This is a genomic window from Mesorhizobium sp. WSM4308 (assembly GCF_002294905.1).
Lineage (GTDB): Bacteria > Pseudomonadota > Alphaproteobacteria > Rhizobiales > Rhizobiaceae > Mesorhizobium.
Genome location: NZ_NSFW01000005.1, coordinates 305,534 through 329,868, shown reverse-complemented (window position 1 = coordinate 329,868; position 24,335 = coordinate 305,534). Strand labels below are relative to the sequence as shown.

21 protein-coding genes are annotated in these 24,335 nt (G+C 62.1%); 7 read left to right on the top strand and 14 right to left on the bottom strand.

The annotated features are described in order from the left end of the window. Positions 1-22: 22 nt before the first annotated feature. Genes CK227_RS12110 through CK227_RS12090 form a run of 5 tightly spaced genes read right to left on the bottom strand, consistent with a single transcriptional unit; the run spans position 23 to position 3,953 of the window. A complete protein-coding gene (locus tag CK227_RS12110; RefSeq protein ID WP_095770261.1) occupies positions 23-694 on the bottom strand; it encodes a WbqC family protein in 672 nt (223 codons plus the stop codon). Then, on the bottom strand, positions 691-1,632 hold the full coding sequence (locus tag CK227_RS12105; protein WP_095770262.1) for a hypothetical protein: 942 nt from the start codon (positions 1,630-1,632) through the stop codon (positions 691-693). The genes CK227_RS12110 and CK227_RS12105 overlap by 4 nt, the downstream gene beginning before the upstream one ends. 10 nt (positions 1,633-1,642) lie before the next feature. Then, complete coding sequence (locus CK227_RS12100) at positions 1,643-2,593, bottom strand: hypothetical protein (RefSeq protein WP_143750501.1); 951 nt, start codon at positions 2,591-2,593, stop codon at positions 1,643-1,645. Beyond that, positions 2,593-3,261 (bottom strand): acetyltransferase, encoded by a 669-nt coding sequence (locus CK227_RS12095; RefSeq protein WP_095770264.1) that lies wholly within the window; start codon positions 3,259-3,261, stop codon positions 2,593-2,595. The genes CK227_RS12100 and CK227_RS12095 overlap by 1 nt, the downstream gene beginning before the upstream one ends. Positions 3,262-3,320: 59 nt before the next feature. After that, positions 3,321-3,953: a class I SAM-dependent methyltransferase gene (locus tag CK227_RS12090; protein ID WP_210421422.1), complete on the bottom strand. Its 633-nt coding sequence runs from the start codon at positions 3,951-3,953 to the stop codon at positions 3,321-3,323. A gap of 111 nt (positions 3,954-4,064) precedes the next feature. On the opposite strand from CK227_RS12090, the gene CK227_RS12085 reads away from it, so the two are divergent. Together CK227_RS12085 and CK227_RS12080 are read left to right on the top strand one after the other, a co-directional pair. Next, positions 4,065-5,738 (top strand): radical SAM protein, encoded by a 1,674-nt coding sequence (locus tag CK227_RS12085; protein WP_095770266.1) that lies wholly within the window; start codon positions 4,065-4,067, stop codon positions 5,736-5,738. Next, positions 5,735-6,862 carry a DegT/DnrJ/EryC1/StrS family aminotransferase gene (locus CK227_RS12080; protein WP_095770267.1) on the top strand — a complete coding sequence of 376 codons (1,128 nt, stop codon included), beginning with the start codon at positions 5,735-5,737 and terminating at the stop codon, positions 6,860-6,862. The genes CK227_RS12085 and CK227_RS12080 overlap by 4 nt, the downstream gene beginning before the upstream one ends. 229 nt (positions 6,863-7,091) lie before the next feature. Here CK227_RS12080 and CK227_RS12075 read toward each other — a convergent pair whose 3' ends face one another. The 7 genes from CK227_RS12075 to CK227_RS12045 all read right to left on the bottom strand — a co-directional run bounded on the left by CK227_RS12075 (position 7,092) and on the right by CK227_RS12045 (position 15,072). After that, entirely contained in the window at positions 7,092-7,700 is a 609-nt protein-coding gene (locus CK227_RS12075; RefSeq protein WP_095770268.1) for a hypothetical protein, read from the bottom strand. A gap of 252 nt (positions 7,701-7,952) precedes the next feature. After that, positions 7,953-8,603: an OmpA family protein gene (locus tag CK227_RS12070; RefSeq protein WP_095204385.1), complete on the bottom strand. Its 651-nt coding sequence runs from the start codon at positions 8,601-8,603 to the stop codon at positions 7,953-7,955. A gap of 127 nt (positions 8,604-8,730) precedes the next feature. After that, positions 8,731-9,099, bottom strand: a complete 369-nt coding sequence (locus CK227_RS12065) for a GFA family protein (RefSeq protein WP_032933394.1) — start codon at positions 9,097-9,099, stop codon at positions 8,731-8,733. A 104-nt stretch (positions 9,100-9,203) separates the two neighbouring features. Then, positions 9,204-9,575, bottom strand: a complete 372-nt coding sequence (locus CK227_RS12060; protein WP_095770269.1) for a hypothetical protein — start codon at positions 9,573-9,575, stop codon at positions 9,204-9,206. Between the two features lie 305 nt (positions 9,576-9,880). After that, a protein-coding gene (prfB, locus tag CK227_RS12055; protein WP_140892126.1) for a peptide chain release factor 2 occupies positions 9,881-11,012 on the bottom strand; the annotation gives its coding sequence in 2 pieces (ribosomal slippage) (positions 9,881-10,945 and positions 10,947-11,012; 1,131 coding nt in all). Positions 11,013-11,138: 126 nt separating this feature from the next. Continuing rightward, positions 11,139-13,595, bottom strand: coding sequence for a penicillin-binding protein 1A (locus tag CK227_RS12050; protein WP_095770271.1), 2,457 nt, complete (start codon positions 13,593-13,595; stop codon positions 11,139-11,141). 214 nt (positions 13,596-13,809) lie between these two features. Further along, positions 13,810-15,072, bottom strand: coding sequence for an N-acetylmuramoyl-L-alanine amidase (locus CK227_RS12045; protein WP_095770272.1), 1,263 nt, complete (start codon positions 15,070-15,072; stop codon positions 13,810-13,812). Positions 15,073-15,722: 650 nt separating this feature from the next. Between CK227_RS12045 and CK227_RS12040 the strand changes: the two genes are divergently transcribed. Next, the gene (locus CK227_RS12040; protein ID WP_095770273.1) at positions 15,723-18,638 is read left to right on the top strand and encodes a ribonuclease E/G; all 2,916 of its coding nucleotides are present in this window, start codon (positions 15,723-15,725) and stop codon (positions 18,636-18,638) included. 107 nt (positions 18,639-18,745) lie between these two features. Here CK227_RS12040 and CK227_RS12035 read toward each other — a convergent pair whose 3' ends face one another. Together CK227_RS12035 and CK227_RS12030 are read right to left on the bottom strand one after the other, a co-directional pair. After that, positions 18,746-19,711 carry a glutaminase gene (locus CK227_RS12035; protein ID WP_095770274.1) on the bottom strand — a complete coding sequence of 322 codons (966 nt, stop codon included), beginning with the start codon at positions 19,709-19,711 and terminating at the stop codon, positions 18,746-18,748. A 4-nt stretch (positions 19,712-19,715) separates the two neighbouring features. Next, positions 19,716-20,864 (bottom strand): aminotransferase class I/II-fold pyridoxal phosphate-dependent enzyme, encoded by a 1,149-nt coding sequence (locus CK227_RS12030; protein ID WP_095770275.1) that lies wholly within the window; start codon positions 20,862-20,864, stop codon positions 19,716-19,718. A gap of 146 nt (positions 20,865-21,010) precedes the next feature. Here CK227_RS12030 and CK227_RS12025 point away from each other — a divergent pair, with 146 nt between their 5' ends. The 4 genes from CK227_RS12025 (at position 21,011) to accB (ending at position 24,332) form a co-directional block, all read left to right on the top strand. After that, positions 21,011-22,402, top strand: a complete 1,392-nt coding sequence (locus CK227_RS12025) for a M48 family metallopeptidase (RefSeq protein WP_095770276.1) — start codon at positions 21,011-21,013, stop codon at positions 22,400-22,402. Positions 22,403-22,466: 64 nt separating this feature from the next. After that, positions 22,467-23,267: a DsbA family protein gene (locus tag CK227_RS12020; RefSeq protein WP_095770277.1), complete on the top strand. Its 801-nt coding sequence runs from the start codon at positions 22,467-22,469 to the stop codon at positions 23,265-23,267. Positions 23,268-23,412: 145 nt separating this feature from the next. Then, positions 23,413-23,847: a type II 3-dehydroquinate dehydratase gene (gene aroQ, locus CK227_RS12015; RefSeq protein ID WP_095770278.1), complete on the top strand. Its 435-nt coding sequence runs from the start codon at positions 23,413-23,415 to the stop codon at positions 23,845-23,847. A gap of 26 nt (positions 23,848-23,873) precedes the next feature. Further along, positions 23,874-24,332, top strand: a complete 459-nt coding sequence (accB, locus tag CK227_RS12010) for an acetyl-CoA carboxylase biotin carboxyl carrier protein (RefSeq protein WP_095770859.1) — start codon at positions 23,874-23,876, stop codon at positions 24,330-24,332. The last annotated feature ends 3 nt before the right edge of the window (positions 24,333-24,335 follow it).

The following is a 24,335-nucleotide window of genomic DNA, read 5'->3' as shown; positions in this document are numbered from 1 at the left end:
CCGCCAAGCGATCGGCAAACGATCACTTGGCAAATTGGCACGTCTTTCGGATATCATCGCGAAGGTCGGCAAGGCCGTTGCCTAGCAAGGCAGGCAAGATGTGCGGGAACCTTCCTGCATAGGGCACGAGAAATCGAAGATCTATACCTGCTTGCTGAAAGGCATCGCGTGAATAGAGGCTGCGTCCGCCCGGAGCATTGATGTAGCGCTGGCCGCCAAGTGCCTGAACGATGGCGATCACGCGGGCTTGTGCACGCAAGGCAGGATCGATGCCGAGGCGGGAGCTGCGTACGACGTCCGGTCTGAACTGAAGCGCATCGGCCGTTAGCCGAAGACCTTCCTCGAGAAAATCTGTCACGTCACCAAGGGACCCGGTCAGGTGGCCGTTGATCTGCTCTGCCGCTGGCGTCCGCGCTTGGCATGGCAGGCCGAAGAAAGCCAGCCGCTTGTCCAAGGTGGTTCGGGCATCGTTCGCCCAGCGCAGGTCCTTTATCAGCGCGTCGAAAGGCATCGGCGCAACCGGCAATGTCAGCCAGTGTCCCGGCGTCATTTCGCAGCGGTGCACCCTTCCCCGGCGCGCAAACTGGACATCGTCGAAAACAACGAAGATGTCGCTCGTGGCCATCAGGCGGAAATAACCCGCATAGGGGAAGAAGTATGGCTGCATGACAGCAATGGTGAGCTTGCCCGTCACTGTGTTTCCCCTTCGCCATAGAAGAGATGAGGCAGGCTTCGAACGTGCCGCTGGAAGGCTTGCAGAACCGGAGATGCGAATGACGTGTTGCAGAAGGCGTCGAATTCAGCGCGGTCGCACAGGAAGCTGTGACGGTCGAACTGCTCGCGGCGAAGATAATGCAGCACCCTGATGTCAGCCGCGTCATGCAGCCCGTGCGCCAGCATCTCGTCTGAGTTCGGGCAGTTGTACTCCGGCCCAAGCGGCAAAGGATCGGCTCCAACCGTCAGGATCGCCAATGACAGCGCGATCTGGGCAGAAAAGAAGATGGAGGGTGTATCCTTCAAATAGTCCAATACACGCGCCGTCAGCGGGCGGATCAACGGCTGAATTGCGGTGAATGCCATCTTGTTGAAGACGACGAAACCATAGTTGAAATACGGCGGGCAGCCACCGAACGCTTCATCCGGCGACTGGGAATATCGGAAGGTCAGGGGCGTGTCTGCGAAGCCGAATGCCCCAAGAAGTCGGCGCCACGCCGCGTCATTTTCCGCGCCATTTCTCGAGAATGGCGAGAAATGCGCCGGCAGCCCAGCCACGCTAGGACGGTCGGCGTCGCGCATGCTTTGCAGAAGGCCGTCGATAGGCCGCATCAGGCAGGCGTCAGCGTCCACAAGGATGATGACGTCACCGCGTGGCGGTTCGGCATAACGGTCGAAGCCCGAGGAAAAGCCCCGATCGCTGACAGCGTGAGGCACGGGACGCCACGTCACCGGGTAGGTCGATGCCCATCGATTGACGGCACTGATTTCACTGAAGTCGGCATGCCCCCCGACGGAGACCACAATGGGAGCGGCGGCATAGGCGCCGCCGAGACTGGCTAGCGACAAGGCGGCCAGCTTGACGTTCGAAAAAAACTCCTGTTCGGGCAGGATCGGGATTCGAAATTCGAAAGTCATTCGGGCCTGCTCAGGTCAAATCGCGGGTTGCCCAGCCGATTCCGGCCTCGCCAAACCTGTCGCCATTGTAGAACATCACGTCGCCGGAGGGGCGCTGCATGATGCAGCAATAGGCCTGCATCGAGCTGTCGAATTCGCCGGCGGCCGGCGGATTGCTGAAGATCACAGGCTGGGCTCCACCGACGGTTCCGTTCCGGGCGTCCATGCCATGGGAAAACAGTCGGTAAGCCTCTTTGCCGCTGGCGCGAAAGTCCCGCCCGCGCCTGCTGTACCACAGGCGCATGCCATCAGCCTCATGTGTGATCCAGGGACGCGTCTGGCTGATACCGTCATCAAGATCGTCGCACAGGACGACGCTCGAGCCCGTTTCCCACAGCATGCCATCTGGTGAAAAACAGGTGCGAAGGACGTAGTCCGGCTCCAGCATACCCTTGGTCTCGGTCCAGCCGACACCGCTGGTGTACCACATGCGATAGCCGCCCTCGACCGCACTGACAAAGGGCGTCGAAACGAAATAGGGATCAGCCGGGCTGATGCTACGGATCGGCCCGGCAAATGCTCTCTCGAAACTCAGCCCATCATCACTGACAGCGAGCCCGATCGCTGTCTGGGAGCGGACGTCGAGACGGGGATAGATACCGGAATAGTAGAGATGCACGCGCCCGCCGATCATCAGCGCACAAGACGGCCCCAGCCCGGTGCAGTCGAAACTCCCTGGGGGTCCCCACTCCAGGAGTGGTTCGAGATGCTCGTCCAACACACCCATGCCGTCTTCCGGGTCGACATCGACGGCCAGAATGGATGACCGGTTGTCGCTGTTGCGTCCTGCGAAATAGATGCGCCAAAGCCGGGGCGAAAGGGCAAGGACCGTTGGGGACTGTGCGTGACTGGCCCACCACCCTTGTCCCGCCTTTACCGACAGCAATCCCCGCCGGGTCCATTTCCTCTGACGGTCGGGCATCAGCGGAACTTCATCGACTTGATACGGGCGCTGGAATAAGGCTTCGGCAGATCCGCGGGATGACGAACCACACTGTTGGGCGGCACATCGCGCCGGATCATGCAACGGGACTCGATGTAGCTTCCCGCGCCGATCGTGATGCCGTTGTCGACGCCGACCTGGCCACCGATCAGGCTGCACGTACCGACACGGACACCACTCGCTAATCCCACCAGCGACGACACGAAGCAGAAGTCTTCGATGATGGAGTGATGACCCACATGGCTGCCGCTCCAGATGATGATACCCTCGCCGAGGCGAACAAACGGCTGCAGCGTGCAGTTTTCCAGAATGAAGCAGTTGTCGCCAACCGTCTCCGCCATATTGTGGGTCGAGGGATGGATAAACCGCGCAAAGGCGTATCCACGCGCCCTGCCCTCCCTGTGCCTGTTCTTGCGGAACTCGTTGAGATTCTGGTAGCTGAGCGGACCGAGCAGCTTGACGGCATCAGGCGGGAAGCGCTCCTCAAGCCTTTCCCAGGCGACCACGGGAAGGCCCTTGAACTCGGCTTGCGTGAGGAAGGCTTCGTCGACGGTGAACCCAACGACACGATCCTCGCCGAATCTGTCGAGATAGGCCTTGGCAACTTCGGCGAGCTGCCCTGCCCCAAAAATCACCACGTCCGCCATGCCGCCCCCGCGCCCTACCTTGCATCCCTGGTCTACTCGTCATCACCGTGGATGTCCGGCTATTCGGCAGCTTTGTAGACGTAAACAGTGTATTCGTAGAGTCCGTAGTCGGCGCGGATAAGGTGATGGCGCGACAATTGACTGACGATGAAGCGGCCAATCTGGTCATAGGGCACGTGAAAGAGATCCTCGCGCTCCCAGTCGACGTGTTTCGACATCAGGTTGAAGGCCATTCCCTTGCGAGCATGCGGGAACATTTTTGCCAGCAATCCAGTCATGGCATCGAACATCGTCTCGTAGGCAATGCCGCAACGCTCCGTGAAGACACCGTTCATGATGATGTAGTCGGCCTCGGGCACAGCCGCCCCGTCCTGCATCACGTCCAGGCAATCAAAGGCCACGCCGGGATACTTGCGCCGGCACAGGTCAACGAACCGCGCCGACAGATCGAGCCCCCGGTAGTGCACCTTGCGATCAGTCTGGCGCAAATAGTCGAGGAAATGACCAGCGCCGCAGCCGAAGTCGAGCAGGTCGATCGGGTCGCGCTCGCGCACCGCCTCTGCCATGACGCGATAACGCGTCGCCGCCCCTTCGGCATCGGGCCAGTCGACTCCTTTACATGTGTCTCCGTGCCGCGCCAAACACGCCTCATAGTGCGCAACAAGCGCGCTGTACGGACCAATATCAGTCAATTGTAATATCTCATGGAATTGCCGTATACGTTCGACATGGCCCTGTATACCACGCCATCAACGACGTGAAACGCTGCCCCCCAGTAACTCCGGTCAGATCGGCTCAACACGATGCACAGTTCGCACCTCCCTTCGCCGCGCCGGCTTCGGATTTGTCTCATCAATCCGCGCTTCCATCCCTCCATCTGGACCCGCGATGAGGTTCTCGCCATTCTACCCGGCGGCAAGCGCAGTTGGATCGTGACGGGCTCCTTGCCGGCACTGGCGTCCCTTGCTCCAGAGCATTGCGATGTCGTCCTGGTCGACGAGAACGTCGAGGACATCGATTTCGAGCACCTCGGCGACTTCGACATCGTTGGCGTGACCGGCATGATCGTGCAGCGTGACCGCATGTTCGAAATCCTCGATCGGCTCCGCGATCTTCCGGTTACCGCAGTGGTGGGCGGTCCCTATGTCTCGGTATCGGAACCGGAATTTGTCGATCGTTGTGACGTGCGCTTCATCGGCGAAGCCGAGGAGACATGGCCACGCTTCCTGACGGCCTTCGCCCTGGGCGAGTCAGTGCATCGGCGTTACGAGCAAGACGCGAAAACGAACATGGAGACCGTGCCGACGCCGCGATACGACCTGCTGAAATCCGGACGCTACATGGTGGCATCGCTGCAGTTCTCGCGAGGGTGTCCCTTCCTGTGCGAATTCTGCGACATCATAACCATCTTCGGTCGCCGCCCACGCCTCAAGTTGCCCGCGCAAATGATCCTCGAATGCGAGGCGATCGTGAAAGCCGGATTCAGCACTTGCTTCCTGGTCGACGACAATTTTATCGGCAACAAGGCCAAGGCCAAGGAGTTGCTGCGCGTCCTGATCGATTGGCAGCAGGCAAACAACTATCCGCTGGTCTTCTCCACCGAGGCCAGCATCAATCTGGCCGACGATGAGGAAATGCTCGATCTGATGCGGCTGGCCAACTTCCGCCAGGTCTTTGTCGGGATCGAATCGCCCCGCGCCTCGTCATTGGCAGAAACCAGGAAGGTTCAAAACGTCCGCGGCGACTCCATGATCGAGAAGTTGCAACGCATTCGCGGCGCGGGACTGGTGATTCAGGCCGGCTTCATCGTTGGATTCGATGCCGATGACGAAGCGATCTTCGACGAGCAGTTCGCGTTCATTCAGCAAAGCGGCATCGCACCGGTTACCGTAAGCATCCTGTGCCCGATCCCGACGACTCCACTTTACGACCGGCTGAGGACCGAAGGCCGGCTGGATCTCAGTGACCCTCATGTCAGTTTTCATCCCAAGAACATGACGCGCGAAGTCCTCAAGGCCGGCTACGACAAGTTGGTGCGGCGTCTGTATGAGCCGGATGCCTATTTCGATCGCCTGGTGGACGGGTATGCCGGATCGCCGGGCTTCCGTCGCAGCCGGGCCGCCCAGGCGATGTTGGTTGGAAGAGAGCGTTCCGGCATGGGCCGGCTCGCAGAACTGGCTGCGGCCGCTCTGACGGCCACCCGTCTTCTTGGAACCCTGATTGCCAAGCGACAGGCCATATCGCTTGGCAGCGCCTATGTCAGGCATTGGCGCCGCAATCGTCGCCTATGTGGCCGCGAGGCGATACCATTCGGCAGCTTCGTGTTTCTTTGCATCGAACATTGGCATTGCTACGTTATCTCGCAGACCAGCATCTGGTTCCAGATCGGCAGCAGCCGGCCCGAAACGATGCGGCCATTGCCCGCCAATGAAGATCTTTACCTGCCCAAGATTGCCGACGGTCGCAAAGCTTCATGACGGGCAGATTATGGGATGCCGATCCCGATCCAGCGCCTGATGTCCCGGTCGCGCGCCCGCGCCTGCCAACGACGGACGACATCCTGCCCTATCTGCGCGAGATCGACGCGAACCGCTGGTACAGCAACAACGGTCCGCTAAATCAGCGCTTCCAGGAAGCTCTCAGGGCACGGATCGCCGTGGGTCATGTCGTGTGCCTGGCAAACGCAACGCTGGGGTTGGCGCTGGCGCTGATGGCGCAGAAACCGGCGAACGGCAGTCTCTGCATGATGCCGTCCTGGACCTTCGCCGCCAGCGCGCATGCGGCGGTCCTCGCAGGGCTCGTTCCCTGGCTTGTCGACGTCGACCTCGACACCCAGCAATTGTTGCCAGAGGCGGCGATGCAACTCCTCAGTCAGGCTCCTGGCAAGGTCGGTGCCGTCATGCCGGTCATGCCATTCGGTGGCCCGATGGATGCCGCGAACTGGGATCGGTTCAAGAGCGATACCGGTCTTGCCGTGGCAATCGACGCGGCCGCGGCCTTCGATTCACTGACGCCATCGCGGGTTCCGGCAGTCGTCAGCCTGCATGCCACCAAGGCACTCGGCGTTGGCGAAGGTTGCTTCATCGCGTCCGATGACGGCGCTCTGATCGACGAAATTGTGACGAGGGCCAATTTTGGTTTTGCAAATTCGCGCGAGGCGGCATCGCCGGGGTTGAATGGCAAGCTCAACGAGTACAGCGCGGCCGTCGGCCTCGCCGCACTGGACGGTTGGGCACTTACGCGTGCCGCCTACCAGCGTGTTGCCAGAGGCTATTGCCGCTCGCTCGATTCGACTCCCGGGTTGAACGTGCAGGATGGATTCGGCGAACGCTGGATATCCTCCACCGTTACCGTTGGCCTGCCGTCGGATTCGATGGAAAGGGCGCTCATGGTGCTGACGCAAGCCGGTATCGGTGTCCGTCGATGGTGGGGCGGCGGCCTGCATCGGCACACAGCCTTCGAACATTTTCCCAGAGTACCACTGCCGGTCACCGAGACGCTTGTTGCGACTCAACTGGGCCTGCCTTGCTGGACAGATCTTCCGGATGAAGCAATCCCGCGTATCTGCTCCATTCTCATCGACGCGCTGACAGCGGGCTGACGCAATATCTTAAGTGGGCTTACAACAAAAACGGCCCACGCGAAGGGCCGTTTTGTGGCCGGACAGACAGTTGGCGACCGCCAGCACCCGGCCCTGCGACCGATTGAAATTGTGCTGGTCGCCGCCGTCGAATCGGTATGGCCGAACACGTCGACGGTCGTCTGGCGGAACTTCTTCAGGACCAACCGCAACCGAATTCAGCGCCGACATGCATTGGCCTGGCCGGCCGCTACATCGGCCCAGGCATCATCTTGGTCGGCTTCTCCAGCATCGGAAAATCGGCCTTGTTGCATTTCACGTTCGGATTCGTCGGACTGAACATGCCGTTCGGATTGTCCCTGAACAGCCAGGCGTGAAGATCGTAGTGGACGAACTCCCTCGGGATGAGCGGATAGTGTCCCTCCATCGGGCCCATGAATTTCTGGCCAAACAGTGTGGGAGCCTCCTTGGTGTCCGGTGTCAACGGCACCAGCCATTCCACGCCGACCAACTTCAGGCCTTTCTTGGTCGGCTCGTAGATCAGCACGTTGGGCTTCATCGGGTCGAGCTTCTGGCCGACGCTTGGGACGTTGACGAAATGGACGCCCATGGCGCCTTTTGGGTAATCCATCGAGCCCGGTATCTTTTCGCCACTGTAGAAGACGCAGCCAACCGTCGACAGATAGAGATCGCGGACAGCTGCGGTGTAGTCTTCATACTTGGCCAGAGATTTCTTCAAGGCTTCGATGTCGGCCTTGTTGGCGTCCTCGGCCCGAGCCGTAGTGACGCCCAACCATGCGCCAAGGAGACCTGTCAAAGCGAGGACGCCGCAGCGCCCAAGGCTGGCTGTTCTTGTCATGCATTCCTCCCAGATTTCTGATCTGGCCGTGCAAGACCGAGGCGGGAAAAAATGCTGATCGCGCGGCCAGTAGTACCGCCTCATCCCCTCCGGAACAGCGACAATACTATTCCTTTCCACGGCTGCGGGGAACTTGTTATTTAGAACTAGCTAATACGCCAGCGCGCCAATCCGAAAGAGCGCGGGACGTCCGCTTAAACAGAAACGGCCCCCATGTGGGGGCCGTTTCGCATTCGCTTGCCGAACAGATCGTCAGGTGAGCGGCGACAGCTGGATCTCGACGCGACGGTTCTGCTCGCGGCCGGCGGCCGTCGCATTGGATGCGATCGGCCGCGTCTTGCCGAAACCGGTGACGGCGAAGCGGCGCTGATCGACGCCCTGACCGGACAGATAGTTGGCAACCGCGAGTGCGCGGCGCTGCGACAGGTCGAAATTGTGCTGGTCGCCGCCGGTCGAATCGGTGTGACCGAAAACATCGACCGTGGTCTGCTTGAATTTCTTCAGCACCAGCGCAACCGAGTTCAGCACCGGATAGAAGCCGGGCTTCACCGCATCCTGATCTACATTGAAGGTGATGTCCGACGGCATGTTGAGGATGATCTGGTCGCCGCTGCGGGTGACGCTGACACCGGTGCCCTCGAGTTGCCGGCGCAGTTCAGCTTCGTTCTGATCCATGGTGGCGCCGATGGCGCCGCCGGCCAGCGCACCGATGCCGGCGCCGATCAGCGCGTTGCGGCGGTCATTGCCCCCGGCAAGCAGACCAAGGCTGGCACCTGCAAGGGCACCGAGACCGGCACCCGCGGCCGTGTTGGAAATCTTCTGGTCGCCCGTATACGGATCGGTAGTGGTGCAGGCGCTCACCAGCAAAGCCGTCGCCACGACGACGAGCACAGTCTTCTTCATAGATGGTCCCTCTCCAAGTCGCGCCTTTTTCGACGGCGCCAAATCAGCCCTTGCCGCGACTTGTACCATGAATTGCGGCGAAAAACGGAATGGGAAAAGCGCCCGCGACGGCTTTTCCCAGGATCAGTTACCAGAGATTCTTGCCGTCAATGACCACCACTTCCACCTTGTCGAGATTGAAGTCGTCGAACAGCCGCGAGTTGACGCTGATCTTCGGATTGTCGAAATCCGGCTCGCCGGTCGACCAATCCGGCGTCTCGGTGAACGTGCCGCAGCCGCAGTTGGCGCAAAACCCATGTTTCACGGTTTTCGAGCCCCACTCATAGAAGGAGACGTTTTTCAGTGGCGTGATGAGCTTGAACTGCGACGGAGTATAATAGGCCCAGAGCGAGCCGCGTTTCGAGCAGAACGAGCAGGTGCATTGCGTCACCGTTTCCGGTGCCTCTGAAACCTCGAATGTCGTCGCCTTGCAGTGGCAGCTTCCCTTGATGGTCATCAACATCACCTCTCCATTGTCGGCCGCCCACGCGGCAGGGCACCATAAAGAAGCGATCCTGACAACTGCCTGCAGGCTCCGCCCCTGAACAGCAGGCAGCGAACTCAGTAGGACGGGGGCGGCACGAACAGGCAGATCGTCTTGCCGGCATCCAACCCGGCCTCATGCGCGCACCAATGGTATTCGCCGTCCGGCGAATCCTTGATGCGCCTGTCGCTGTAGGCCAGCACCTCCCCGGTGTCCTTGATGACATAGCCTTCCGGACGCTCGCTGATCGAGGTCTGCGACACCTCGCGGCAGTCGTAATTCGCGCAGCAGGCGAACGGATAACTCCAGCCTTGCGGCTTGACCGCGGTCGGCTTGGCGTCGTGCGCCATCGCCGGCGCCGACAGGAGCGCGACCACCGCGCAAAAGGGAAGGACAAGCTGGCCAACCGACGGAACGGCGATGGCCGATCTGGAACTGGCAGCAAACATGGCAACGCTCCTTTTAAACGAGGTTTCAAGCGTTTCGCTTGCCCGTTCCCGGAACGTGTCTTCCCAGCGGCCAATGGTCAGCAGATATGCCGCGACCGGCCATAAATGCTTTTGTCTCCTCCTGCCGCAAATGGTGAGCCGAAAAGTGAGTCGGCGCAAGAAATTGCTGCGTGGAGGCTGCGCCCGTTGCTGGCCGCCCAAGGCCGCAAACGTGCCCTTCATGACCACGCCAAGTCGTCGGGAGTGATGGACCCGCTTGGTCCACGAAAGTGCGAGCGGGTGCTATGGTCTAGTGGCGGACGGTGCTAGTCCAGATCCGCCACGGCCTCGCCCGCGCCGCCTTCGATGCGTTGCGACAGCGAGGCTTCCATGAAATCGTCCAGGTCGCCATCGAGCACGCTCGACGGGCTGGTGCTTTCGACGCCGGTGCGCAGATCCTTGACCAACTGGTAGGGCTGCAGCACGTAGGAACGGATCTGGTGGCCCCAGCCGATGTCGCTCTTCGAGGCTTCGGTGGCGTTGGCGATGGCCTCACGCTTCTTCAGCTCTTCCTCGTAGAGGCGCGAGCGCAACATCTCCCAGGCCTTCGCCCGGTTCTTGTGCTGCGAACGCTCGGCCTGGCAGGCGACCGCGATGCCGGTGGCGATATGGGTGATGCGCACGGCCGAATCGGTGGTGTTGACGTGCTGGCCGCCCGAACCCGACGAGCGATAGGTGTCGATGCGCACGTCCGATTCGGAAACATCGATCTCGATCGTGTCATCGATGACGGGATAGACCCAGACGCTGGCGAATGAGGTGTGCCGGCGCGCATTGCTGTCATAGGGCGAAATGCGGACCAGGCGGTGGACGCCGGATTCGGTCTTCAGCCAGCCATAGGCATTGTGGCCCTTGATCATCAGCGTCGCGGACTTGATGCCGGCTTCTTCGCCGTCATGCACTTCCAGCACCTCGACCTTGAAGCGGCGGCGTTCGGCCCAGCGCGTGTACATGCGCAAAAGCATCGAGGCCCAGTCCTGGCTTTCGGTACCGCCGGCGCCGGCATGGATTTCGAGATAGGTGTCGTTGGCGTCGGCTTCACCCGAAAGCAGCGTTTCGACCTGGCGGGCCTTGGCCTCGCCCTGCATCGAGCGGATTGCCGCCTCGGCCTCGGCGATGACGCCCTCGTCGCCCTCTTCCTCGCCGAGCTCGATCAGGCCGATATTGTCTTCCAGCGCCTGGGTCAGGCCCTTGACCGCCGCGATGCCCTCCTCGAGGCCCTGGCGCTCGCGCATCAGCTTCTGGGCTTCCAGCGGTTCGTTCCAGAGGCTGGCGTCCTCGGCCCGCACATTCAGGTATTCAAGCCGCTTTATGGCCTGATCCCAGTCAAAGATGCCTCCTCAGCAGGGTTATCGCCTGCCTGATCTCGTCGACAATATTCTGCGTTTCCGCGCGCATGGCCTGGTATTTTGTCCTGTTGCTGAAGTGACGCCTCGGTCGGCGGGATACATAGGGACGGCGCCGCCATGTGTAAAGCGAAATGGGCCGGCCCCAAGGCCAGCCCAGCGATCCGCATCCGGCCCGTCAGTAGAGCCCGCCGCCGCCGTCCTGGATGGCCTGGTTGGCCTGCGGCGACAGTGCGCCGCCCGACGCGTTGGAGCCGTCGGCGCCCATGCCGATCACCCAATAGCTGTCGGCGGGACCGGTGCCCGGCTTGAAGGCCTCGATGATGGTGCCCGGATCGCCCGACGCGGCACGCATACCCGTCTTGCGATTGATGGCGATCAGGTTCATGCCGTCCGGAACCTTGAAGTCGACATTGGGCGTGCCGTCCAGCGCCACGCGCATGAAATCCTTGAAGATCGGAGCGGCGAGACCGCCACCGGTGGCGCCATGACCAAGGCCGCGCGGCGTGTCGTAGCCCATGTAGAGGCCGACCACGAGGTTCGGCGTGAAACCGATGAACCAGGCGTCCTTTTCGTCGTTGGTGGTGCCGGTCTTGCCGGCAATGTGGCGGCCGAGTTCGCCGATGGTGGCGCCGGTGCCGCGCTGGACCACGCCTTCCATCATCGAGGTGATCTGATAGGCGGTCATCGGATCGAGCACCTGCTCGGAATTGTCGACCAGTTCCGGCTCCGGCTGGTTCTTCCATTCAGGCGCGTTGCAGCCTTCGCAGCCACGCTCATCCTGCTTGAACACGGTCTTGCCGTAGCGGTCCTGGATGCGGTCGATCAGCGACGGTTTGATCGACTTGCCGCCATTGGCCATGATCGAATAGGCCGAAACCATGCGCATGACGGTCGTCTCGCCGGAGCCCAGCGCCATCGGCAGATACGGCGCCAGATGGTCATAGACGCCGAAGCGCTCGGCATATTCGACGACCAGCTTCATGCCCATGTCGTTGGCAAGCCGCACCGTCATCAGGTTTCGCGACTTCTCGATGCCGGAGCGCAGGGTTGCCGGCCCGGCGACGGTGCCGTCATAGTTCTTCGGCGTCCAGGTCGTGTTGCCGCTCTGTATGGTGATCGGTCCGTCCATGATCACCGAGGCGGGCGTATAGCCATTGTCGAGCGCCGCCGAATAGACGATCGGCTTGAACGAGGAGCCCGGCTGACGCATCGCCTGGGTGGCGCGGTTGAATTCGGACTGCGCGTAGGAGAAACCGCCAACCATGGCCAGCACGCGGCCGGTGTGCGGATCCATGGCGATCAGGCCGCCTTCCACCTCGGGAACCTGGCGCAGGCTGTAGGCATTGTCGGAGCCTTCGTTCTTCTGCACGAAGATGACGTCGCCGGGTTTCAGCACATCGGCCGGCGACTTGGCCTTGACCGTCTTGCCGTCGACCATATGGCGCATGGCAAAGCCCATGTCGTCCTTGCTGACGGTGCCTTCGACCCGTTCCTTGACGATGTCGCCCGATGCCTGGCGCGCGGGCTGCAGGCCTATCGAGAGGCCTGATGCCGAGGAGTCGAGCACGACGGCGAGCGACCATTCAGGGACGTCCTCCAATCCCTTCACGGCGCCCAGCGGGACGCCCCAGTCGCCGGACACGTCGATTGACGTCACGGGCCCGCGATAGCCGCGCAGCGTATCGTATTTGATCAAGCCGTTCTGCATCGCCTTGCGGGCGATGAGCTGAACTTTCGGATCAAGCGTGGTGCGAACGGACAAGCCGCCTTCGTAGAGCGCGTTCTCGCCGTAGCGGCCGATGATCTGGCGACGCACCTCCTCGGTGAAGTATTCACCGGCGAACAGATAGGTGCCGGTCCGGCGCGGCGTCACGCCGAGCGGCTCGGCCTTGGCCTTGATGCCTTCCTCGCGCGTGACGTAGCCATTCTCGACCATCTGGTCGATGACCCAGTTGCGGCGCTCGATCGCGCGATCGGCATGCTTGAAAGGATGGTAGTTGTTGGGACCTTTCGGCAGCGACGCCAGGTAGGCGGCCTCGGCCACGGTCAGCTCGTTCACCGACTTGTCGAAGTAGGTGAGCGCCGCGCCGGCGACACCGTAGGCGCCGAAACCGAAGAAGATTTCGTTGAGGTAGAGCTCGAGGATACGATCCTTGGGATAGGCCTGCTCGATGCGGAAGGCCAGGATCATTTCCTTGATCTTGCGCTCGTAGGTCTGGTCCGCGGTCAACAGGAAGTTCTTGGCCACCTGCTGGGTGATCGTCGAGGCGCCGACCTGGCGCCTGCCCGAGCCGAAATTCTGCAGGTTGACGATGATGGCGCGGCCAAGGCCGGTCACGTCGATGCCGGGGTGGTTGTAGAAGTTCTTGTCTTCCGCAGACAGGAAGGCCGCCTTGACGCGATCCGGGATAGCCTGAATCGGCAGATACAGGCGCCGCTCGCGCGCATATTCGGCCATCAGCGATCCATCCGAGGCATGGATGCGCGTGGTCACCGGCGGCTCGTATTTGGCCAGCACCTCGTAGTCGGGCAGATCCTTCGACAGATGGCTGATGTAAATCGCAACGCCCGCCGCGACCAGAAGGGCCAGCGTCGTGCCGATGCCGAAAAAATAGCCAATGAGACGAATCATACCCGCTCCAGTCCTTGGTTCGGGAATTTCCTAAACGAAGCCGCCTTCCACGCAAGCTTTCGAGCCGGTCCCAATCCGTATTCGAAAACCCATGTCGCCACCATGTGGACAAAATACGGCAAGGCCCGACTTCGTGACCGCCCGCCGCAAAATAAAGGCACCGGGTGTTGTCATACAGCAACGCCGCCTCTGGTTGCAGGCGCCGCAAGACATGTCAACCTCCGGTTCCGACCCCGGCCCTGGCGGATGCGAACAGTGCAACGGCATTGGTGATGCTTTGTGCCGCCTTGCCGCGCCATTCCGCGTTAAGCAGCTGCGCCTCGTCCTTGGCATTCGAGAGATAGCCGAGTTCGACCAGAACCGATGGCACGTCCGGCGCCTTCAGCACCTTGAAGCCCGCGGAACGCTGCGGATTGTTGATGAGACCGACGCTGGTCGACAGCTGGCCGACCAGCGTGTGGGCGAAACTCATCGAGAAGGTGTGCGTCTCACGGCGGATCAGGTCGATCAGGATATCGGTCACTTCCTTATTGTCGTCCTTGATGACCATGCCGGCGAACTGATCGGAGAGATTTTCGCGGTCGGCGAGCGCCTGCGCCTCGGGATCCGACGCCTTGTCGGAGACGGTGTAGACGGTGGCGCCGCGGATGCCCTTGACGCTGATCGTATCGGCATGGATCGAAATCAGCAGGTCGGCCTCATGCTGGCGGGCGATGCGCACGCGGTCGTCCAGACGCAGATATTCATCGGTGTCACGGGTCATGAAGACATCGTATTTGCCGATGGCCGCGAGCTTGTCGCGCAGCTCCGTGGCGAAGGCCAGCGTGACGTTCTTCTCGATGGTGCCGTTCAGACCCTCGGCGCCGCCGTCGACGCCACCATGGCCGGGATCGATGACGACGGTGAAGCGGTGGCCGGGATTGGAGACCGGTCCGGTGCCAACCCGCCCGCCCTTGTCGGTCGAAACCGTCGAGCCGGTGGTCAGCGCCTGGTTGGCAAGGGCGGCGTCGAACTCCCGTTCGGAGGCGGCCGACATGTCGATGGCAATGCGGTAGCCGGTTCCGTCCTCATTCTTGAGCACATCCAGCTTGTCGACGGCGAACGGCCCCTTGCCGGTGACGATCAGCCGGGAAACGCCCTCGCCGAGCGCGCCCAGCCGCACATCCTTGACCAGGCCCCGCGGCTTCAAATCCTTGGCGTCGATGGCCAGCCTGGTGTTCGCCAGATCGATGACCAGACGATTGGGTCCGCGCAGCAGAAACCATTTGATATCAGGCTCGCGATCGAAATCCATGACGATGCGCATCTTGGTGGCATCGCCCGCCATCTTGTAGCCTTTTGCCACCAGCGGCGCATCGGCGGCGTCGGCAACGGAGAAAAAGGCTTGGGAAATCACCACCAGCAGCGACAGGCATAGAGCGGCAAGAATCCGGCTGCCAACACGACATCCCTTGTCTGTGAAGTCTGCCAGTCCCATCTCTCTTCCAGTCGCTCCCGGTTTGGCGCCAGGCGCCCGCTCGTTTCGTCGAAGTGCCGGTTAGGCCGCGAACTCGATTAACGATTGGTATCCAGAGAAGGTTAACCAAGCCTTTTCACGCAGGGTTCGGACCCAAGCTTACGTTACGGAACTGCTTTTTGCCGGCATCGGAAATCGGGGTTGCCTTCCACCCCGCCAAATCATAAAAGCGATAGTGGATCACTGCAATCCTGGAACCGCCCTCCTCCGCAGCTTCCTGCTACAGGGTCAGATGAAAGGCGGCTCCTTTCGCTTCACGCGAAAAGGCTTCAGGTGATTGCGACGAATTTCGCAGGTGTGCTCCCGTGGCGGGGGAATCACCTGCGTGAGGAAAACGGCCGGGTTTGTTCCCGTGCCGGCTCTGTATGAGCAAACAAGCTGGTCCGGTTTCCGGGCTTTGGTTCAAAAGGTTCCGCTGGTGACGATGGCTTCAAGCGCAATCATGGAAAGGTCCGCATCAAACCGCGCCAGTATGGCAGCGGGCGGCACCGCCATGACACGCGGGCACCGTCCGGCGGACATTCAATTATCCGGCACCCACTCTCCAGACACACAGCAGCGGGCTTTGCCCCGCCAGCTGCGGCTGACGGCTGCCGGGGGGAAACGAAATAATGCCCAACAAAATGCTGATAGACGCCTCCCACCCGGAGGAAACACGCGTTGTCGTCGTACGCGGTAGCCGTATCGAAGAATTCGACTTTGAATCCCAGGACAAGAAGCAGCTCAAAGGAAATATCTACCTCGCCCGCGTAACGCGCGTCGAACCCTCCCTTCAGGCAGCCTTTGTCGAATATGGCGGCAACCGTCACGGTTTTCTCGCCTTCAGTGAAATACACCCCGACTACTACCAGATCCCGGTCGCCGACCGTCAGGCATTGCTGCGCGCCGAAGCGCAGGAAGCCGAGGACGAAGAGGACGAGGATGGTGACGGCGATGACCGCCAGAGCCGCGATCGCGGACGGCGCGGACGCCGGCGCGGCGGCAAGAGCCGCGAGCGCGGTGAGCACAAGCGCGATACCGGCGAGGCAGGCGAAGGCTCCGGCGAGCCAAGCGAAGGCAACGACATCGCTGTCGAGGAGATTTCACCCGAGATCATCGAACACGCAGCCGATACATCGGAACATTCAGATCCCTCGGGGCATGCCGATACATCAGGCCATGATGAAGGTTCCGCCGAGCAGGACGAAACCGAAACCCGCGAGGGTGGTCCGACATCGATCGCCGCCGCGGTCGAAGGCGATGTGATTTCCGAACCTGTCTCGCAGACGGAACAGGCCTCTGAAACCACATCCAGCGACAATGATCGCGGCATGCTGGAGGAAGTACAGTCCTCGCATCCCGACGATCACGAGGTCGAATCGGTCGGCGCCGAGGATGCTCTGGAAGAAGTGCGCAACCGTCGCAAGCCGGTGCGCCGCCAGTACAAGATCCAGGAAGTGATCAAGCGCCGGCAGATCCTGCTGGTTCAGGTCGTCAAGGAAGAGCGCGGCAACAAGGGCGCCGCACTCACCACCTATCTGTCGCTTGCCGGCCGCTATTCGGTGCTGATGCCGAACACGGCGCGCGGCGGCGGCATTTCGCGCAAGATCACCAGTGCGGTCGACCGCAAGCGCCTGAAGGAGGTCGTTGCCGATCTCGAAGTGCCGCAAGGCATGGGCGTCATCCTGCGCACCGCCGGCGAGAGCCGCACCAAGGCCGAGATCAAGCGCGACTACGAATATCTGATGCGGCTTTGGGAAAACGTCCGCAGCCTCACCTTACAATCGACGGCCCCTGCCCTGGTCTATGAGGAAGGCAGCCTGATCAAGCGCTCGGTGCGCGACCTCTACAACAAGGATATCGACGAGATCCTTGTCTCCGGCGAGGAAGGCTACCGCGAAGCCAAGGACTTCATGCGCATGCTGATGCCGAGCCACGCCAAGGTGGTTCAGCCGTTCCGCGATACGACGCCGATTTTCGTGCGCAACGGCATCGAGGCGCAGCTCGACCGCATGCTGCAGCCGCAGGTGACGTTGAAGAGCGGCGGCTACATCATCATCAACCAGACCGAGGCCCTGGTTGCCATCGACGTCAATTCGGGCCGCTCCACCAAGGAGCACTCGATCGAGGACACCGCCCTCCACACCAATCTGGAAGCGGCCGAGGAAGTAGCCCGCCAGCTCAGGCTGCGCGATCTTGCCGGCCTGATCGTCATCGACTTCATCGACATGGAGGAGAACCGCAACAACCGCTCCGTCGAGAAGCGGTTGAAGGATCACCTCAAGAACGACCGGGCCCGCATCCAGGTCGGCCGAATCTCGCATTTCGGCCTGATGGAGATGTCACGCCAGCGCATCCGCGCCAGCGTGCTGGAATCGACCATGAAGCCCTGCCCGCATTGCGGCGGCACCGGCCATGTCAGGTCCGATTCTTCCGTCGCGCTGATGGTGGTGCGGGCGATCGAGGAATTCCTGCTCAAGGATTCGCGCAGCCACATCACCGTGCGCACGCCGGCGGCGACCGCGCTCTACGTACTCAACCACAAGCGCGGCACGCTGGTGGAACTCGAAAGCCGCTTCGGCCTGACCATCACCATCGAGGCCGACGATACGGTTGGCGCGCAGCATTACGCGATCTTCCGCGGCGCGCTGGCCGAGAAGCCCGAGGGCTTCGTCGAGGTGCGCAGCCTGCCGGCCTATGTCGAGCCGGAAGAGCCCGAGGACGAGATTGCCGTCGTCGAGGAAGACGATGAGGTCGTGGTCCAGGCCGAGCAGCCGCGCCAGCAGCCGCAGCAGCCGCGGCCTGCCGGCAGCGAAGATGGCGAAGGCCGCGACCGCAAGCGTCGCAAGCGCCGCAGACGGCGCGGTGGCCGAGATCGCGACCGCGAGCATGGCGCCCCGACGGACGGGGCATCCACCTCCACTCCGGCCGGCGATTTCGCCGGCGCGGCAGACGTGGCAGGCGATGACGACGGCGAACAGGACGACGACGCCCCGATCGTTGCCAGCGCGTCCGACGAGGCGGTGCAGGCCGCCGATGACAGCCAGGGCAAGAAGCGCCGGCGCGGCAAGCGCGGCGGCAAGCGCAACCGTCGCGAAGACGGTGAAGGCGAGACCGAGGCAAGCGCCAATGAGGCGACCGATGCTTCCGAAAGCGAGCCTGCCTCGATCGAGCCGGTGGCTGTTGCTGCCGCGACGGAAGAGCCGGTGGCCGCGGTGAGCGAAGAGGTGGCGAGCACCGAGAAGCCCAAGAAGCCGCGTCGTGCAGCCAAGCCGAAGAAGGCAGCCGCCGAAGCCGTGGCCGAAACGACCGTCGCCGAAGCGGCCGCGGAAACGCCGGTCGAAACACCGGTGGCGGTTGTTGAAGAGACAGCGGTTGCACCCGTTGCGGAAGAGCCTTCCAAGGCCCGTCCGTCCAGGCGCAAGCCCGCGGCAATCGATGCACCGGTGGTGCCGGTCGTGTCCTCGACCGTCGCCGATGAGCCGGAAGCCAAGACCGAAGAAAAGCCGAAGCGCGCCGGCTGGTGGCAGCGGAAGGGCTTTTTCTAGGCCTTTCAACTGGTTGAAGTGGCTTTTTAATAAGAAAATCCCGCGCCGATCGAAAGACGGCGCGGGATTTTTCACATCGGGCGTTCCAACCGTTGGCGAAACGCTGGCTAAGGCGCGAAGATCGACCAGTTCATCATCCTGGCCAGCTTTTCCAGCGCGATCGAGCCCAGCTTGGAGTTGCCGTTGGCGTTGAGGCCGGGCGACCACACCGCAAGCGATGCCACACCCGGCACAATGCCCAATATGCCGCCGCCGACGCCACTCTTGCCGGGTATGCCGACGCGGAAGGCGAAATCGCCGGAGCCGTCATAGTGGCCGCAGGTCAGCATCATGGCGCCGATGCGCCGCGCCCGCTCCGCCGACACCACGGAATGGCCGGTCGCCGGGTTCCTGCCGCCATTGGCGAGGAAGCGGCCAGCCATCGCCAGCTGCCGGCAACTCATGGCTATGGCGCAATGGTGGAAATAGACGCCCAGCGCCAGTTCCGGCGCATGATGAAGATTGCCGAAGGATTTCATGTAGTTGGCGAGTGCGAAGTTGCGGTAGCCGGTGGCACGTTCGGACGCCGCGACCTCGCGGTCGATGATGATGCTTTCGTCGTCGGCAAGAAACTGGATGAAGCGCAGGATCTCGCCGATCGCCTCGCGCGGCTGGTGGCCGGCAAGCAGTATGTCGGAAATGACGATGGCGCCGGCATTGATGAACGGATTGCGCGGAATGCCGTTCTCGTGCTCGAGCTGGACGATCGAGTTGAACGGGTTGCCCGACGGCTCGCGCCCTACCCGCTTCCACAGCGCGTCGCCGACATTGCCGAGCGCCAGCGTCAAGGTGAACACCTTGGAGATGCTCTGGATCGAAAATGCCTGGTCGGCATCGCCCGCCATCAGCACGCGGCCGTCATTGGTGACGGCGGCAATGCCGAATTTCCTTGGATCGACCTTGCCCAATTGCGGAATGTAGGTGGCGACATCGCCACGATCGGTGCGTTCGGCCATTTCGGCGGCGACTTCGGCCAATGCCTGATCAAGTTTGGGGGCCTGATCAAGTTTGGGGGCCTGTTCGAGTTCCGGCATGGCGCTACCTCAACCAGCGTTCGATGCGCGCCATCGCCTCGACCATGTCGTCGTGGCTGCCGGCATAAGAAAACCGCATCGTGCGATGGCCTGCCTGGGTGTCGAAGTCGCGGCCGGGCGTCGCCGCCACATGCGCCTCCGCCAGCATCTTGCGCGCGAAGGCCATGCTGTCATTGGTGTGGCGGGTGACATCGCAGAACGCATAGAAGGCGCCGTCCATTGGTGCGGCCAGCGGGAAGCCGAGTTCCGGCAGGCGTTTCATCAGCAGTTCGCGGTTCCAGGCATAGCGGCCCTTGACCGCTTCCAGCTCTTCGGTCGCGGCAAAGGCTTCGATCGCGGCGATCTGCGACAGTTCCGGTGGCGAAATGTAGAGGCTCTGGGCGATGCGTTCGACCGGCCGCACCAGCGCTTCCGGCAACACCATCCAGCCGATGCGCCAGCCGGTCATGCAATAGTATTTCGAGAAGGAATTGATCACCGTGACGCTATTGCCGAAGGCAAGTGCGGTGGTGTCGGGCGCACCATAGGCCAACCGGTGGTAGATCTCGTCGGAAATGACGGCGATGCCCAGTGACTCCGCCGTCTCGACCAGCGCCGACAGTTCGTCGGCCGGTATGACGGCTCCGGTCGGGTTGGCGGGACTCGCGAAAAGCACACCCTTCAACGGCTTCTCGCGATGCGCGGCCTCCAGGTGACCGGCATGCAGATAGGCTGCGTCGCCAAGCTCGATCTCGACCACATCGATGCCGAGTGCCGCCATGATGTTGCGATAGGCGGGATAGCCGGGTGCCGCGATGGCAACGCGATCGCCCGGATCGAACATCGCCAGGAAGGCGAGATTGAAGGCCGCCGACGAACCCGTGGTCACCGCGATCCGCGCGGGCTCGACTTCGAGCCGATAGTGATCCGCGTAATGCGCTGCGATCGCCTTGCGCAGTCCAGCCAGCCCCAGCGTGTCGGTGTAGCCGATGCGGCCGACCTGCAAGGCCTCGGCCGCGGCGGCGCGAACCCGCGCGGGCGCCGGGTCGGACGGCTGCCCGACCGCCATGGAGATCACCGGCACTCCTTGCGCCTTCAGCCGGTTCGCTTCGGCCAGCACATCCATGGCGTGGAATGGCTCGACATTGCTGCGACGTGAGAGCGAAACGACCATTTTATCCCTATCCCGACGGTTTGGCGCGCCGCGCCCCCGAATACATGCGCCGCACAAATGCCCGATTGATGTGAGGATCACAAGTTGAGGAAGTTTCCGGTGCCGACTTTTCATCTTTCGCCCGCTCGTCTACCAGTGGACACGTCATGTTGAGCCGACCCAGATCGACGATTGCCAGGATTGCGCGTGTTTTCACGACGCTTTCGCTTGGCCTTGCCGTTGGCGTGGCAAGTTCGGTCACCGCCTTCGCCCAGAGCGTTCCGGTGGTCCGCGATGCCGAGATCGAGGCTTTGGTGCGCGACTATGCGCGGCCGATCTTCAAGGCGGCAGGGCTGGCGAATGACGGCATCGACATCGTCCTGGTCAATGATTCCAGCTTCAACGCTTTCGTCACCGGGCGACGGCTGTTCATCAACACCGGCGCGCTGATGACGGCTGAAACGCCCAACGAGATCATCGGCGTCATCGCGCACGAGGCCGGCCATATCGCCGGCGGCCACCAGCAGAAACTGCGTGACCAGCTCGAGCGCGCCAAGACGATGGCCATTATTGCGACCTTGCTTGGCGCGGGCGCGATGGTCGCTGGCGCGACCACCAACAGCCGCGGCCTTGCCGGCGCCGGCATGGGCGTGGCCGCCGGCGGCGGCGAGATGGCACAGCGCAGCATCCTCGCCTACCAGCGCACGGAGGAGATAACGGCCGACCGCTCCGCCATCACCTATCTCAACGCCACCGGCCAGTCCGGCATGGGCATGCTGAAGACGTTCCGCCGCTTCCAGACCGCGCTGTCGCTTTCGGGTGCGCAAGTCGACCCCTATCGGATCAGCCACCCGATGCCGCAGGAGCGCATCGCCAATCTCGAAGTGCTGGTGAAGCAGAGCCCCAATGTCGACAAGTTCGACCCGCCGGCGCTGCAGCAGCGCCATGACATGATGCGGGTGAAGATCGCCGTCTACATGGAAGGCCAGGCCACCGCAGCGCGGCTGATGCAAAAAATGAGAGGCAGCCTCGCCGGGCAGTATGGCGACGCCCAATCGACCTACCTTTACGGCGACATCGCCGGCGCGCTCGCCAAGACCAATGCCCTGATCAAGGCGCAGCCGAAGAATGCCTATTTCCAGGAGTTGCGCGGCGACATCCTGATGAAAGCCAACAAGCCCAAGGACGCGGCGGAAGCCTACGCCAAGGCGGTCAGCCTCGATCCGGCGCGGTCGGGCTTGCTGCCTGTCTCGCTCGGCCAGGCGCTGATGGCGGTCGGCACGCCTGACTCGCTGAAGAAGGCCGTCGTGCAGATCAACAATGGCCTGGGACGCGACAAGGAAAATTCCGAAGGCTATCGCTACCTGGCGCAGGCTTACGGCGAGCTGGGTGACATACCGGGCGCCGAGCTTGCCACGGCAGAAGGTCATTTCTATTCCGGTAACTACAAGGATGCGAAGATCTTCGCCATGCGGGCGCAGCAGCAGATGAAGCGCGGCGAGCCGCGCTGGATACGCGCCCAGGACATCATAAACTACAAATCGTCAAACAAGATCTAGTGAACCTTCCGGTCACGCACTGCGACACAGCCGGACCAGGAAACAGGCAAAAGGAACGAGAACGATGAAAAAGGCACTGCTGCTGGGCACCACGGGGGTCGCTGTAGTCCTTGCCATGCTGGCTTTCGGTTTCGTGGCCGGCAGCCCACAGATTGCCAAGGCCGGTGCGGCACAGCCCGTCCAGACGGCGGCCGATACCAAGATCGACCGCGCCGAGGTCGAAGGGATCATCCGCGACTATCTCCTGAAGAACCCGGAAGTGCTGCTCGAAGTGCAGGACGCGCTCGAAGCCAAGCAGAAGGAAGAGCAGCGCATCGCCGCGCTCGGCGTCATCAAGGACGCCAAGGACCAGATCTTCAACTCCGCCTTCGATGGCGTCGTCGGCAATCCGAACGGCAAGGTGACGATCGTCGAGTTCTACGACTACAATTGCGGCTTCTGCAAACGCGCCATCGAGGACATGCGGGCGCTGACCAAATCAGATCCGGATCTGCGCTTCGTGCTCAAGGAGTTCCCGATCCTCGGCCCGGATTCGCAGAAAGCCAGCGTCGTTTCGATGGCGTTCCACTTGATGATGCCGGAAAAGTACGGCGAGTTCCACAATGCGCTGCTCGGCGGCCAGGGGCGCGCCACCGAGGCGGCCGCGATCAAGATCGCGCTTTCGCTCGGCGCCGACGAGGCGACGCTGCGCGAGAAGATGAAGGATGCTTCGATCCCCGAGGCCTTCTCCAAGACCTACGATCTTGCCAACAAGCTGGCGATCACCGGAACGCCGTCCTACGTCGTCGGCAACGAGGTCGTGTTCGGGGCTCTCGGCCAGGAGGTGTTGGCGGAAAAGATCAAGGCGGTGAAAGCCGCACTTTGATCAGCCCGGAGTTTTCTTCACGGGCGCATTTCGGCCTGTTGTGGACAGTGAAAGAACGCACTTGCGCTCTTTTCGCGGACGACTATGCCCGGTATAGAGGCCCAGCGCGCCGGTTTGATACCGGCGCCGGAAAAGGTCGGTTTTTTTGAAAACGGTTTTCGTCCTGAACGGTCCCAATCTCAACGCGCTCGGCAAGCGCGAGCCGGGCATCTATGGCGGCAAGACGCTTGCCGCGATCGCCGACGACTGCAAGCAGTTGGGCACGGCGCTCGGGCTCGAGATCGATTTCCGCCAGTCGAACCACGAGGGCGACCTTGTCGACTGGATCCAGGAAGCCGGCGACAAGGCTGCCGGCATCGTCATCAATCCAGGCGCCTACAGCCACACCTCGATCGCCATCCATGACGCCATCCGTTCGGTCGCACCGCTGCCGGTCGCCGAAGTTCACCTTTCCAACATCCATGCGCGGGAATCATTCCGCCACGTCTCCATGGTCGCGCCGGTCGCCGTCGGCATGATCTGTGGCTTTGGGCCGCTCGGCTATACGCTGGCGCTACAGGCGCTGGCCGCACGCCTATGACCGGCCAACAAACAGAAGGCTCGAAAATGTCGATAAAGAAGACCGGTGTTGACCAGCAACTGATCCGCGATCTGGCGGGCATACTGAACGACACCAATCTGACCGAGATCGAGGTCGAACTGGGCGACCTGAAGGTGCGCGTGTCGCGGCAGGCCCCTGCCGTCCATGCGATCGCGGCACCCCAGCCCAACTATGCGCCGGCAGCAGCCCAGCCCGCGGTCGCTGCCGCCCCGGCCACGGTCGACGTGTCGAAGAACGCGGTGGCCTCGCCAATGGTCGGCACCGCCTATCTGGCGCCGTCGCCCGATGCCAAGCCGTTCATCGAGGTCGGCCAGACGGTCAAGGAAGGCCAGACGCTGCTGATCATCGAGGCGATGAAGACGATGAACCAGATCCCCTCGCCGCGCGCCGGCACCGTAACGGCGATCCTGTTCGAGGATGCGACGCCGGTCGAATACGGCATGCCGCTCGTCGTGATCGAGTAGAGC